The sequence below is a fragment of the Holospora obtusa F1 genome (assembly GCF_000469665.2).
GTDB lineage: Bacteria > Pseudomonadota > Alphaproteobacteria > Holosporales > Holosporaceae > Holospora > Holospora obtusa.
This window is the reverse complement of sequence record NZ_AWTR02000043.1, coordinates 26,293-40,548: the sequence shown is the minus strand read 5'-3', so window position 1 is coordinate 40,548 and position 14,256 is coordinate 26,293. Positions and strand designations below refer to the sequence as shown.

Here is a 14,256-nt window from a genome sequence, read left to right as displayed (position 1 = left end):
TTGAAGAGCAATTTTATTTTATTTGGCCTCTTTTTTTATGGAGTCTTTTTAAATCACAGAAAATAAAAATTTTTAATATTTTGCGTTATAAGAGCACAGTGTTATGTTTTTGCTTACCCGCGCTATTCATTCCGGAATCTTATTACTTAATCATCCCCATTTTTTTATGGAGCATTGTTCAATTAGAAAAAATAAAAAATCTTAATATTTCAAAAAATACACTTGTTATACTATGTATATCAATAAGTACTCTGTTTTCATTTTTTATCCATTTTCGCTTGTCGTCAATTAACCCTAATTTACAGGTTTATTTTATTTTTTCTCGAATTTGGGAAATGTCTATGGGGGCTTTGGGGGCATATTATATGTTGTTTTTACAAAAAAAATCTATTCATAAATTCACAGTAAAATTTGGAAGTATGTTTTGTTTTTTGATTATTATAAGCTCTCTTTTGTTTTTGAGTAACAGTCATAAATATTTTTCTATCCTAATTTTATTCCCTGTTATCAGCAGTCTTTTTTTAATGCTAGCTTCTCACGATACATTTGTAAATAAAAAAATTTTATCCCATCCTTTGTTAGTATTTTTTGGATTAATCAGTTATCCTGTGTATCTTTTACATTGGCCATGTATATCTTTTTTAAAAGTTATTCATTCTTTTCCATCAAATTATGAACTTAGTTTATTAGAAAAAGGTTCGATATTTGTTTTTGTTATTTTCTTTGGGTATATCATCTATAAATACCTGGAAAAGCCCCTCAGAAAACATACCTCTTCAACGATAATATGGGCGCTTTTGATACCCATGGGATTATTGGCAAGCGTCGGATATACGGGATACCGATCTATTTTGAAGCCAAAAGTTAGCTATCTTTTCCCTAATGCATACAGAATTATGAATGGATTTGAAGATTGGCAATATCCAACTCCTGAAATGTATCCTATTACACTGCATGACCCTTTTTTAACCAATGATTTTTTTTACAAAATAGGGGCAGCGCAAGACGTCATCCTGTTTCTTGGAGATAGTCATATGCAACAATATGCACCGCGCATAGATGAATTGATGAAGAAAAGAAAAAATAAAAAGTCTGCTGTATTTGCTACAAGGGGCGGAACGTGTCCTATTCCTAATGTTGGGAGATCAGAAACAGAAATGAGGTTCGTAAAATATGCTATGGTGTACGCGCAACAAGAAGAAATCAAAGAAGTCGTCGTGAGTTGCTCATGGTTTATTTACTTAAACGGAACTCAAAAAAATTATTTATATCGCTCTGCGCACAATGAAGGAAATTTATCACAAAGCTATATTTTAGATAAAGCAGTTAAAGATCTTGAAATTTTTCTTACGAAACTCGTTTCTAAGGGAAAAAAGGTCTATGTTATTTTCAATATTCCTTTTGGAGTTGCTTTTGATCCCAAAAGTTTTTTTAAAAGAGATATTTGGGGAAAATGGAAATTTTCTTGGAATCATGTAAAAAGAAGTGATTGGATGTCTGCACATTTAAAAGAACGAAAAATTTTACATGACATTGCAAAAAAAAGTGGAGCAAAAATAATTTATCCTGAAAATTTTTTGTGTGATCATCATGTGTGTCATGTTTGCGACGCAGATGAGAATCCTGTTTACAAAGATATGGGACATCTTTGTGCTACTTACGTCAGAGAGCAGGCAACCTTTTTAGATTTTTTATTAAAATAGTTGTTCAGTCCCAATAACATGTAGTTTGGGTTATGATCGGAGTTTGACGGTTAAGTTAATGATTATAATATAAAACAAAAGCTGTAAAATGATTCTTAAGTTCTTTCAAGTGCTGATAATAATATGTTTTTGTTGTATATCATTTGATAACTCTGTTCGTAACCTCCACCTGTCTATTGAGTCAAAGGATGTCTAAAATGTGTAAGCCTATGCTCAATTTTACAAGCTTTACAAATCACATCAAAAGGATGGGTTTTGTTTTTAGGACGAAAATGCTCAGCTAGAAGCGCATAGGTAAATTGAGCTCCATTATCAGTCAAAATTTTCGTAATTTTAAATGGATAAAGCTCAATAAGATTTCTGAAAAACATTGTATATCCGAAGTCATCGATAAATGTAGCTCTATATAGACGTTTTTGTAATCCGATTAACACTTTTCCTCTTTGGTTGCACACCTGCGTTATATCGATATGCACAAAACCAATAGGATAGTTGTTTAGTTCCGTTCTTATAGTATAACTTATAAGGAACTAAAGGAGGCTAATTTATGGAAAGTATACTGAATGGCAATACCAAGACGACGCTTCGAATTCGAAAAGAAACACAAAACTCTGTGCAGAGCGCCGCAGAAATAGAAAAATGTTTGGGCATTCACTATTAAAACTGTTTTGAAGTGGAAGAAAGTCGGTTGTGTTGAAAATAAATGCTCTGGCCCTGCACAGCCAAAGAGTGTTTTATTTGCAACAGAAGCAAAAAATTGTGTATGAATTCAGACGCGTTTTTAAGCTTCCGCTTGATGATGTTTGTAGTGCTTTGAAGAAAAAGATTCCCAATCTCATGCGCTCTAATCCGCATTGATGCCTTAAAAGAAATGGTTTAAATATCTTACCCAAAAAAAGAAAAGTCGGCTCCTGAAAAAAAATTTATCCCTTTGGATTTGTTATTGACAGTACAGAAGGTCCGCACAGATCAACAAAATACTACCTTTTTTATGGCCATTGAGCGGTCCACAAAGTACGTTTATGTCGAGCTCCATTCAAAGATGTCGGTTAACGAGTCAAGTGCATTTTTGAAAAATATGATCTCTCATAGTCCTTTTAAAATAACGAAAATTTTCACAGACAAGGGGGCGCAATTTACCTATGAACTGCTTGCGCAACACCTGAAGCCAAAAAACAAAACGCACCCCTTTGATGTGATGTGCAAGGAGTATACCATTGAGCACAGGCTCACCAAATTCAAGCATCCTTGGACCAACGGTCAGGTCGAAGTCACCACAGGATCCTCAAACACTACACAACAAAGGCTTATTTTTACAAAAACCTTAATGAGCAAAAGCGCCATATGATGATTTTTGTACTTTACTATAATCATCAAAGAAAGCTGAAATCATTGAAATATCAGACCCATTTTGATATTATCATGTTAAAATTTGAGCGTAACTCGTCTAATTTTAATCATAATCCAAACTACATGTTGTTGGGACTAAACAACAATCTCATTCCTTACACCTATAGCGCTGAACTTTGCGTACTATACCGTTCCTTATGCAGTTTTCGGAATTATACTTCTTGGAATGCATTTTCGATGATCTTAATACGACAATATAATCGTATTTTGACATAAAACTGTCTAAACGTCAAAACTTTCAAATTTTTTTAAAGTATCAAAGATCACTTACGCAGTAGATTGATCATTGGGTACTTTTTTTCTAAAAATTTTGTGATAGAATAGGAATGAAAGGCGGAATAGCTCAGTTGGTTAGAGCGACGGAATCATAATCCGTAAGTCGGGGGTTCAAGTCCCTCTTCCGCTAGAGATGTAAAGTACAGGAAAAATTCATGGCAGAAAAACTTTTAAAAGACCTTGAGCGTGAATTAAGTTTAGGGTTAAGCGCCTTAGAGAAAAAATTTTTAGGTCTGAGAGTTGGGCGTGCTCGGCCAGAGCTTTTGGAAAATTTGACTGTAGAGATTTATGGTGGAAAGCAATCGTTAGGAAATGTTTCTAGTATTTCCGCTCCTCAGCCTCAGTTATTAGTCATTGAAATATGGGATTCTTCTATAAAAGATACGGTAGAAAAAGCGCTTCGAAAGGCATCTTATAGTCCGAACATAGAAGGGAATCGTTTTTCTGTTCCTATTCCTTCTCCTACAAAAGAGCGCCGTAATGAGCTCATAAAAATTTCTTTTCAATATGCAGAAGAAATAAAGGTAGGATTCCGGAATCAACGCAGAGCAGTTTTGGACGGGATAGAGAAACGAAAAAAAGAGGATAATATCTCAGAAGATTTGATTCGAAAGTTTAAGCAGGATGTGGATAAAATTGTTAATGGTTACGTAGAAAAAGTTGATATTTTGAAGAAAAAGCAGGAAGAAATTGTTAAATCAGTGTAGTACGAAGTTAAATTTTGATTTCCTAAATTAAAAATTTTATTGTTTAAATTTTTTGGAGTTATCATGAGCGTTTTGTTAAGATCTAAAGAATTGTGTTTGTGTTTTTTTAAATTTTAATCATTAAGTTGTATAATTTTTTAGGTAGATAATAAATTTTTCTTGAAGTTAAAAGTTTATTTTTTATAAATTTAAGAAAAAATAGATATTGATCGTCATCAAAATTTATAGAATTGCTTTGCTATGTAGTAATTCAAGCTGAATGAGGTGTTTTAAAAAAGTGAAGAATAAAGAGAGAAAGAATTATAAAATTTGATACACTTTTATAGGTTCATATTGCCTAAAAATGTTTTAGTTTGGTTCAAAACTTGGTAAAATAACGCAGTGCGCAAATTTTTTTAGATAGTTGCGCAGGCATGAATATTTGATTCAATAAATGTTGTAAAAGTTTTTATTGATCAGGGGCACGCCATGCTCCTAGAGGATTTTATCATTCGTATTTATCTATAGTAAGTTTAGCATGAAGATGGGATTTGAAAAAATGAGGAAATAGCCTGATAAAGTTTACCAAACTGGTTAATTTGGTTCTTAACCCATATTTTTATATTAGCCCAAAATTTTTATTGGATTCAAATCGGGTGAGTATGGCGGTAAAAAGATGAGTTGACAACCTACAGATTCGATCAACTCTTTTGTTCTTTGTGAGCTATGAGATACAGCATTATCCATTATTACAATTTTCCCAGGTTCTGATTTTATAACTCTTTTACCCAAGCTTCAAATAATTTTGTATGACAAAAATCATTAAATACCCTAGGTGCTAACATACCCAGATATAATATTTATCGCTCTTTTTGGCAGCAAGCTTTTTTCTCTTTCTGCCCCATCCTGCGTTTTGCACAAATAGTCATCTGAGTCTATTTTGCACTTTCTGACTAAGCGAGGCCTGCTTCTTGGTACCTGATCCACCACCTATTTACGCTACTTTTACTCACTTTAAATATCTTGGATGTCGCGTTTTGATTGCTACCAAGCTTAATATATTCTATTACTCGTTTCATTAAATCTAAGCTGTATTGTTTTTTTGTCATTTTCTCTTAAAAATAGTATCTCCTTGTTCCGTTTTCAAGCTAAATTACTATATCTGTAAAAACTTAAATATACTTAAAGAAGCAAAATCAGTGGAATTTCTCACTTTATCTTAAAAAAAGATATTGATTACTTCAAAAAATTTTAACGACATTCTATGTTTTTGCTTGTAAAATATATCCCTGATTTCGAATTGCAGACAAAAGTTCTGGATGCGCATTTAAAGGATCCAATTTTTTTCGTAAACGACTCAACGTAACATCTAATACCCGAGCACTAGAACTAGTAGAAAAGAACGTTTGTATCAATACCTCTCTTTTTACAACTTCATTAGGTTGATTGGCCATATATAACAAAATTTTATTTTCAAGTTCAGTCAAAAACACAATATGGTTGTAACTATCATATAGCAAATTTTTTTTTAAATTCAACCAACAATTTCCTAATTGCAAAACACATTCAGTAGAAATTAAATTTTTCAAACGCAGCAATAATTCTGTTGGTTCAAAAGGTTTCATCATATAATCCTTTGCTCCTAAAGATAACCCTTTTACACGCTCTTTAGGCCCCCCCATGGCACTTAAAAAAATAACAGGAGGAAGATCAAGAGCTCTGCGCTCTAAAAATGACCATCCATCTTCTTCTGGTAACATAATGTCCAAAATAATTGCATCAAAACGAAAGATATTTAATGCATATTCTGCTTGAAAAACACGGGTTACAGAAGAAACCCAATAATTATTTTGACACAAATACCGTTTGATCAAATCCAACAATCTCAGATCATCATCTACAAGTAAAACATGAGGAATGATCATTCTGGTAAACCATTTTTTATGAATAAAGCTTGTTCTGGAAATTGATTTAGTAAGTTTTGAGCACGACTAATAATAGGTTCTGGAATTCCCGCAATACGCGCAACATGAATTCCATAAGACTGGTCTGAAACTCCTTCTGTAATTTCGTGAAAAAAAACAATTTGTTCATTCCATTGGGTAATCTTAAAAGTAAAAAATCGCAACTCAGGAAGATAATTAAGCTCGGAAAGTTCATGATAATGCGTAGAAAATAAAGTACGACATTTTAGATGTTTGACCATATATTCTACACAAGCCCAAGCTAACGCTAATCCATCTCTCGTCGAAGTTCCTCTACCTACTTCATCTAAAATAACAAAGCTTTTTTGAGTAGCCTGATTCAAAATACATGCCGTTTCTAGCATTTCAACCATAAACGTTGAATGTCCCCGAGCTAAATCATCATTAGCTCCTACTCTCGTAAAAATACGATCGATACACCCCATTCTCACAGATTTTGCTGGAACAAAGCTACCGACATGCGCCATAAACGCGATCAAAGCATTTTGCCGTAAAAACGTACTTTTTCCAGCCATATTTGGTCCCGTCATCATCCACAAAGGTTGCTCTTTAGTTAATTCACACGAATTGGCAATAAATTTTTTTTGATTTTGATTAAAAAATACCCACTCAATGACCGGATGTCTTCCTCCTTCGATTTGAAACTCTGTACTAGAATCAAGATAAGGCCGTGTATAATGATGTTGAAAGGCCAGTTCCGCCAGACCAACAGAAACATCTAAAATACCCAAAAATTCGCACGCCTGCTTAAGCGTTTCATGAATTTCTGAAAGATCCTTCGAAAATTGATTAAGAATCTCTTCTTCCAAGATTTGTGCTTTTTGTGCCGCAGTTTCTAATTGCTCAGCAATCTCATGTAATTCCCCAGTCGTATATCTTGCACCGGTTGTCAAAGTTTGCTTTAACGTAAACTCAAAGGGCATTTTAGATGTTGCATGAACTGGAACTTCTATATAATGTCCGATAATTTTGTTATATTTTATTTTTAGCGAGTTTATTCCTGTTACCTCAATATAACGTCGTTGAAGAGCTTCCAAAATTTGTGTAGCCCCCTGATGCACATGATGCAATGCTTCTAATTCACGATTATACTGTGGATGTATCCACCCCCCCTCATTCCCTCCCTCTTCTTGAAACGCAGAACACAGTGCTCCATGAAAATCAGTGTAATGCGTCAAATGAGGAATCAAAGGAAGAATTTCTTCAGGACATTCCTCTAAAAAACATCTTAAATGAGGTAAAACTCCAAGACCTTGTCGAAGGCTTAGCCATTCTTTGGGGTGCCCTCTTCTATTAACAAGGCGTGTTGAAATACGCTCTAAATCCGGAATATTTTTCAAAAGTGATTGAATTCCTTTGCGATTTTCATCATATTTTAAGAAATATGCAACACTGTCTAAGCGTTTGTTCAAAATTTCCAAATTTTGGGTTGGATGTTGCAACCGATAATTCAAAAGACGTGCACCAAACGCAGTCACAGTACGATCCATCATACAAGCCAGCGTATAACGATTTGGACCAGAAAATGTTTCAAAAATTTCTAAATTTTTACGCGTAAACGCATCAAGACGCATCAAATCATCTTGTCGATGATGTTTAGGATGATTTAGCTTTAATGCTTGACGTTTTTGAGTTAAAATGACGTAATCTACCAAAGCTCCAGAAGCACATATTTCGGCTTTAGAAAAAGAGCCCAATCCTTGAGTCGATTCCACTTGAAAAAAAGTACTTAAACGATATTCACACCCTTCTACCTCAAATCGACTTTCAGGAAGAATCGTCACAGCATGCTTCCAAGATTTTAATAAAAACGGAATACTATCACTTTTCCAAAGCGGCTCTGAAATAAGAACTTCTTTAGGATTCAAGGCATAAAGCGCTTCTTCTAATTCAGATACAGGGTGAGATTCAAGAAAAAAGTCTCCTGTAGAAATGTCTACATAGGCCAAAACGTACATCGTAGATTTAGCATCTAATCGAACTAATGACAACAAAAAATTATTTTCTTTAGCTTCTAAAAGCGTGTCTTCTGTTAAAGTTCCCGGAGTAATAACACGAACTACGTCTCGATGTATTGGGCCTTTTGTATCTTTAAAATCCTCATCCTCTAATTGCTCACAAATAGCAACTTTATACCCATTCTTAACTAACTTTGCTATATATGCATCGCTGGCATGCGCGGGAACGCCACACATAGGAATAGGCGTAGAAGAATTTTTATGACGTGCAGTTAAAACAATCTGCAAAACCTGAGAAGCAATTTTTGCATCATCATCAAATAATTCATAAAAATCCCCCAAACGAAAAAAAACTAAACAATCAGGATACTGAGCTTTAATTTTCCCATATTGCGCCATAATTGGAGTTTCTTTCACAAAAACTGACATAACTACCTCGCATTAAGAAGACACATGATCATGACCATGATGTTTTGCTAAAAATTCACAACACACCGCAATTTTTGTTAATGCTTGACGCATTGCTTCATCTCCAGAAAATCCTAAATCTTCTAATTTACTTCCCATAACTTCTAGCGCATGGCGACTGCTCATCTGTTCTTGTGCCCACTTATTTAAAATGTGATGCTGAGCCTTCATAAGATCAGAAAGATCCTGCACCTTAGTACTGAAAGAAAGAAAGCATTCAGTTAAATCTTGACAACGTTGAAGTTGAGCTTTATGTGAAACAGAAAAACCATCTAAACTCATTAGCATTTTATTTAAAAGAGAAAGCATTACGTCAGGGGCAAATGTTTCTTCCAGCCCAACTCTTCGGGTTAAATCTAAGCTAGCTTTATGGTTCAAACTATCTTGCGCCCAGCGAACCATTTGATCATACCACTGACCTTGAATCGTTCGAAGCTGCATCAAAAAAAAATGCAACAATACGGATCCACCTAAACCCAATAAAGAAGAACTAAACGCTAACCCCATTTTAGATAAGGCACCCGAAAGATAATCTTTGATGACCATTAAAAAATCACCTTTACCCGGTTCTATCGTAAAAACATTCTGAAACATATCAGCCATGACGATAATCGACTGAGATAACCCCCAAAGCGTTCCTAATAAGCCTGAAAATACCAAAGCACCTGCCAAAAATTGCCCAAACCTTAGCCTTTGGTCTAAACGTTTTTCACATTGAGCCAATGGAAGCTGAACATCGATATTCATCCCACTTTGATACCACTGAAGAATAGGAAAACTAAACGGAAGGTCAGGATTAGGAAAAATCCTAAGCTTTTGGGGATGATGTTTTTCCAAATATTTAAATTCTTTATACACACAAAACATTTGAAATATTAACATTCCTATTCCCAATAAAGTAATGTTTAAAATCACTCCATTTAGCCAAGGATTAACCATAAAAACAGATAAAAAAGACGGAAAATATATTCCAATTAACATAACAAGAACAAAAATAGTAATCAACGGACGTAAAAGAAATAAAAGAAATCTCTGTGCTGCAAGCATCTTAATCTTAACTGCATTTTTTCCATTCTAGCATGCATTTAAGTAAGATGAAATGCCATACTTAAAATTAAAAAGAATAACAAAAAAATAAATAAATTTTTTTATTTTTTAAGAAAAAAATTATAATATAATGTATATTTCAATTATTTCAAAAAAAATCAAAAATATTTTTACACAGTGAATAAAAGTCACACATAGAGAAAAAAAAATTAGTAAATGCTATAGGAGGTTGCAAGAGTTGTTAACAAAGATGAAAATCAGGTGCGTTCTAATTTTTAAAGACTTTCTGAAACAAAAAAATTCAAAAAAGTTTCTTTTTTCCGTCGGATCAAAGCTTTTCTTGAGACGTTTTTTCAAAAAAATCTATCTTCTTTTTGAACACTTTTTTAATTTATATCTATTTTTTATCAAAAAATAGATTTAAAAATCGTTAAGTTTGAATAATTTTATGAAAAATGCGAAACAAAATATCTCTCGTCATAAACGAATAAGAAATGCAACAATATCCATATAGTTTAATTTAATAATAAAACACTCCAAAAATTAATATTTTTTTTATATTTCTAAGATATTCTTTAATAAAGATCTCAGCCAGGATACTTTATGAAGTTTAACTTAAAAATAAAATTAATATGTTGGATTTTTGGAATTGTTTCAATTGTTTTAGTCTCTGCTTACGCACTACATTATGCCAGCACTGACATCACGCGAGGAAGTTTAGAAAATTCTTTTGGATTTTCTAATTCTTTTTCTCTTAATCCAGGAAATTTATGGTAATCAAACAACATTAAAATACATAAATCTTAGTGCGCTTTTAATAAACCTACAAAACCTAAAGTTTATTTTCAACTAATAGAGGTTTTTTCGTCGTTTCTTTCCCATCGAACAGAACACCATATCAGCAAGCCGTGAACAAAACGAGACACATGGCTGCACAAATCAAAAAAACGACCATACCATCTGTATTTTTCTTTTGCATAGTGCGTACTAATTTGACGAGGCCCTGCTTGTTCAATGTCTGAATCTCCAAAAGTTTGAAACGCACAACGAGGTTCTATACCCATAAACTTCATTCTTTTTCCCAAAAAATCTTTAAATTCCCAAAAGCGCATATAATACATATCCCAAGGAAGGCACATGGGAAGAGATCGTTCTAAAAGCCTACGAGCGGCCCAACGATTAATTAAATATGCCCCTGCCCTCCAAGATTCTTTAAGATAAACGCTTAAATTTACTCCAAAAGAAAAATTTTGAGCCGAGATAGGCCAGCCGCTTTGCAAAGGATGAAGTTCAAAGGTGCAAATGTCCCACTTTTTTTTACATGCCAACAACTTTCTCATCACTTTTAAGAAAAAAGGCTTAAAACTCACATCATCTTCCACAATAATAGCGAATTCAAATTTGGAACGTAAAAACGCAATAATCGCTTTTCGATGACTAAGGTAACAACCAATTTCTCCTAGCCCGGGTTCTTTTCCTTTTAAACATTTTCTGTACTTTTCTAAATCAACGATACCCGGCGTATCACGTAACCCTGGATAAGACTTTCCATAAACGCCAGAAATTCGATGCACCGGAAAAGGGAATCCAGAAAGATGCTTTTTAATGTGATTCCAACGGGCCGTAGAGTGATCAAGATTAATGACGTACATCCCCACACTTGAACGTTTGAACGGTATTGTGCGAACAAACACAGTTTTAGCAGAAGGAAGTACAAAACCTCCAAAATATATTATACCAAAAACTATTGCGAAAAAAATACATAAAAAGACTAAAACGATTTTCAGAATTTTTTTATTAAGCATAACAAAACATCCTTAAACACGTTTATGCCAGATCGTACCTTGAGCGTTGTCCTCCAAAACAATTCCCAAATTTTCAAGCTCCTTCCGTAACTCATCAGCGTATTGAAAATTTTTTTCTCCACGAGCATACTCTCTCTCTTTAACGAGTTTCTCGATTTTGTCCCGCGCCTCTTGCGTTAAACAAATGGAAGCCCCGTGAATGCCTAAAAATTGAGCACAAGTATGAACAGCAGGAACCCAATCTGGATCATGTAACGCTCTTTTTGCTAAAAGATGTAAAGAATTTAATGCTCCCGGCGTATTTAAATCATCGCACAGATACGCCAAAATATCTGCATCCACACACAGTTTTCCATCCCAAGGCAATTCCAAAACTCGATTGACGCTTTCCACGCATTGAGTTGCTTGATGTAACAAAGAAGCGCTCCAGTCCAGCGTATGTCGATAATGAGAAGAAAGTAAGGCCCAACGAATCACAGAGCCAGAATACTGCGTTAAGGCATCTTTAAGTAATAGAACATTTCCAAGAGACTTAGACATTTTTTGCCCATCAATCATTAACATTCCATTATGAACCCAATGCTTGACTGGACAACTTACTCCCCAAGCGTTTCTACTTTGTGCATTTTCGTTTTCGTGATGAGGGAATAAAAGATCTGCCCCCCCTCCATGAATATCAAAAGAAACGCCAAGGTACTCTCGACTCATCGCAGCACATTCTGTATGCCACCCCGGACGTCCATCTCCCCAAGGAGATGACCAAAATTCCTGATCATCCTCAGCAACAGGTTTCCAAAGGACAAAATCTTGAGGATTACGCTTATAAGGAGCAATTTCTACGCGGGCTCCTGCCAAAATCTCTTCCGCATGAGCTCCAGAAAGAGCTCCGTAGCAAGAATCTTTTAACACATCAAACAGTACATGTCCTTGAGAAATGTAGGCCATCCCCTTATCCAAAAGCGCCTGGATAACAGCAATCATATGAGGAATATGCTGCGTTGCTTTTGGCTCAACCGTAACAGGAAGCACATGAAGCGCTTCGATATCTTGATGAAATTGTGCAGTGGTCTGCTTAGTAAGATCTGAGATGGATATTTCTAACATTTTGGCTTGAGCATTAATCTTATCATCTACATCAGTAATATTGCGTACGTAAGTAACCTTAGAAAATAAATATCGCAACACCCTGAATAATACATCAAATACGACCACAGAACGTCCATTTCCCATATGAATGGGACCATATACCGTAGGTCCACACACATACATTGTCACTCTATCTGGATTATTTGGGGAAAAAACTTCTTTTTTTTGAGTAAATCGATTATATAAAGATAAAGATATAGAGGACATAACTAGCAATCCTGGAAACACAGTATTCCCACGCATTATAGATATTCTTCATGTACAGGTCAACTCAAGCGCTTTAAATGATCACGAAGCTAAAATATTTTTTTATATCAAGTTTTAAATTTTTTTAGGAAAAAAACCATTTTATGGGGTGCACCAACGCATTTTTAGCTCAAAGCCCTCCAAAAGGCCCCTCTCCCTCACCCCCCTTTGTGATAAGTATTTTCAAAAATGAAGAAACATTTCATTAATATTTTTAAAAGCGCTTGCTCCACATCGTGAGCAGAAATTTTAATTTTATACCTGATCTTTTTCTTCACTTTTTCTTATGGTAGCATGTCCTTAGACGCTTAATTAAATTATAGTTTCAAATGCCTTATCTTGAAAAACCTTCCTGGCTTCGAGTCAAAGTAAAATTAACACAAGAATACTTAGAAACTCAAAGCCAGGTCAGTCGTCTTGGTTTGTCAACGGTTTGTGAAGAGGCAGCGTGCCCAAATATTTCAGAGTGTTGGGCAAAAAAGCACGTAACAGTGATGATTCTCGGAGAGATTTGTACTAGGGCATGTAGATTTTGTAACGTCAAAACTGGAAAACCTACTAAGGTTAATCCAAAAGAACCCGAAGATGTTGCTCTCCTTGTACAAAAATTTCAGGCAAGGCATGTTGTGATTACTTCTGTTGATCGAGATGATCTTCCAGATGGGGGAGCTCAGCATTTTGCTGACGTCATTTATGCAATTCGAGCCTTAAATCCTGAAACAAGTATTGAAGTGCTTACCCCAGATTTTTTAGGAAAAGTTGGAGCATTAGAGCGAGTAGTTGAAGCAGAGCCCGATGTATATAATCATAACATAGAAACAGTACCTCGTTTGTACGCCCAAGTACGCCCACAGGCACGATACTTTAATTCCTTGTTTTTATTAAAGCGTGTTAAGTTTTTAAACTCTAAAATATTTACAAAATCTGGGTTGATGTTGGGGTTAGGGGAGGAACAAAAAGAAGTTATTCAAGTCATGAATGATCTTCGAGAAGCGGATGTAGATTTTTTAACTATCGGACAATATCTTCAACCTACCCCCCATCATCATCCAGTCATGCGGTATATCCCTCCAAAAGAGTACATTGAGCTTGAACGACGCGCTTATCAAAAAAAATTTTTAATGGTAAGCGCATCTCCGTTCACACGGTCCTCTTATCATGCAGAAGAATTATTTAACAAACTCAGAGCGAATACTCGTATTTCTAAGTCAGTTCAAAATTAAATTCGTAAAAAGACAGTTAGCTGCTAAAAGTGTATTACACACACAATAATTTTAAAATGCATAGAAAGATTAACTTAAAGATATTAAAAATTTTTGCATAAGCATTAAATTTTTAGAAAAAATTGAGCATAACATAGAAAAGCTACGAATCAAAAAAATATTTATGGTTATAAGATTCACAGAAATTGGAAATAATTTTCGGTACGGGGGATGTTTTTTGAAATAATTTCTTACTATTTACAGTAAATTAAGTTGAGATTTTTGCATTGAAAAATAAATCTTAATCTTAGGAAATTTAAAGGG

13 protein-coding genes, 1 tRNA gene and 1 pseudogene are annotated in these 14,256 nt (G+C 34.5%); 7 read left to right on the top strand and 8 right to left on the bottom strand.

Annotated features, from left to right (window positions below; genetic code table 11):
• Positions 1-1,703, top strand: a 1,703-nt coding sequence (locus P618_RS01865; protein ID WP_040458238.1) for an acyltransferase family protein, incomplete at its 5' end; no start/stop codon positions are given.
• A gap of 173 nt (positions 1,704-1,876) precedes the next feature.
• On the opposite strand, the gene P618_RS05945 is transcribed toward P618_RS01865, so the two are convergent.
• The gene (locus P618_RS05945; RefSeq protein WP_156918960.1) at positions 1,877-2,137 is read right to left on the bottom strand and encodes a hypothetical protein; all 261 of its coding nucleotides are present in this window, start codon (positions 2,135-2,137) and stop codon (positions 1,877-1,879) included.
• 256 nt (positions 2,138-2,393) lie between these two features.
• Here P618_RS05945 and P618_RS07770 point away from each other — a divergent pair, with 256 nt between their 5' ends.
• The 4 genes from P618_RS07770 (at position 2,394) to P618_RS01845 (ending at position 4,096) form a co-directional block, all read left to right on the top strand.
• Positions 2,394-2,561 carry a hypothetical protein gene (locus P618_RS07770; RefSeq protein ID WP_021827415.1) on the top strand — a complete coding sequence of 56 codons (168 nt, stop codon included), beginning with the start codon at positions 2,394-2,396 and terminating at the stop codon, positions 2,559-2,561.
• Positions 2,562-2,745: 184 nt separating this feature from the next.
• Positions 2,746-3,051, top strand: a complete 306-nt coding sequence (locus P618_RS01855) for a hypothetical protein (RefSeq protein WP_239638254.1) — start codon at positions 2,746-2,748, stop codon at positions 3,049-3,051.
• 394 nt (positions 3,052-3,445) lie between these two features.
• Positions 3,446-3,519: transfer RNA gene (locus P618_RS01850), tRNA-Met, on the top strand.
• A 25-nt stretch (positions 3,520-3,544) separates the two neighbouring features.
• Complete coding sequence (locus P618_RS01845) at positions 3,545-4,096, top strand: ribosome-recycling factor (protein WP_021827413.1); 552 nt, start codon at positions 3,545-3,547, stop codon at positions 4,094-4,096.
• Between the two features lie 615 nt (positions 4,097-4,711).
• Here P618_RS01845 and P618_RS09160 read toward each other — a convergent pair.
• The 5 genes and pseudogenes from P618_RS09160 to P618_RS05940 form a co-directional block, all read right to left on the bottom strand.
• Positions 4,712-4,840 (bottom strand): annotated as a pseudogene (locus P618_RS09160) (transposase); the annotation flags it as partial.
• A gap of 188 nt (positions 4,841-5,028) precedes the next feature.
• Entirely contained in the window at positions 5,029-5,184 is a 156-nt protein-coding gene (locus tag P618_RS09155; protein WP_021827412.1) for an IS630 transposase-related protein, read from the bottom strand.
• A gap of 153 nt (positions 5,185-5,337) precedes the next feature.
• Complete coding sequence (locus P618_RS01840; RefSeq protein ID WP_021827411.1) at positions 5,338-6,000, bottom strand: response regulator transcription factor; 663 nt, start codon at positions 5,998-6,000, stop codon at positions 5,338-5,340.
• A complete protein-coding gene (gene mutS / locus P618_RS01835; RefSeq protein ID WP_024161070.1) occupies positions 5,997-8,447 on the bottom strand; it encodes a DNA mismatch repair protein MutS in 2,451 nt (816 codons plus the stop codon). The genes P618_RS01840 and mutS overlap by 4 nt, the downstream gene beginning before the upstream one ends.
• A gap of 12 nt (positions 8,448-8,459) precedes the next feature.
• A complete protein-coding gene (locus tag P618_RS05940; protein WP_021827409.1) occupies positions 8,460-9,533 on the bottom strand; it encodes a hypothetical protein in 1,074 nt (357 codons plus the stop codon).
• Positions 9,534-10,136: 603 nt separating this feature from the next.
• On the opposite strand from P618_RS05940, the gene P618_RS07765 reads away from it, so the two are divergent.
• Positions 10,137-10,310, top strand: a complete 174-nt coding sequence (locus P618_RS07765) for a hypothetical protein (RefSeq protein ID WP_024161069.1) — start codon at positions 10,137-10,139, stop codon at positions 10,308-10,310.
• A 68-nt stretch (positions 10,311-10,378) separates the two neighbouring features.
• Here P618_RS07765 and P618_RS01825 read toward each other — a convergent pair whose 3' ends face one another.
• Together P618_RS01825 and cysS are read right to left on the bottom strand one after the other, a co-directional pair.
• Positions 10,379-11,338 carry a glycosyltransferase family 25 protein gene (locus tag P618_RS01825; protein WP_021827406.1) on the bottom strand — a complete coding sequence of 320 codons (960 nt, stop codon included), beginning with the start codon at positions 11,336-11,338 and terminating at the stop codon, positions 10,379-10,381.
• Between the two features lie 12 nt (positions 11,339-11,350).
• Positions 11,351-12,727, bottom strand: coding sequence for a cysteine--tRNA ligase (cysS, locus tag P618_RS01820; protein ID WP_021827405.1), 1,377 nt, complete (start codon positions 12,725-12,727; stop codon positions 11,351-11,353).
• Positions 12,728-13,059: 332 nt separating this feature from the next.
• Here cysS and lipA point away from each other — a divergent pair, with 332 nt between their 5' ends.
• A complete protein-coding gene (gene lipA / locus P618_RS01815) occupies positions 13,060-13,953 on the top strand; it encodes a lipoyl synthase (RefSeq protein ID WP_021827403.1) in 894 nt (297 codons plus the stop codon).
• The last annotated feature ends 303 nt before the right edge of the window (positions 13,954-14,256 follow it).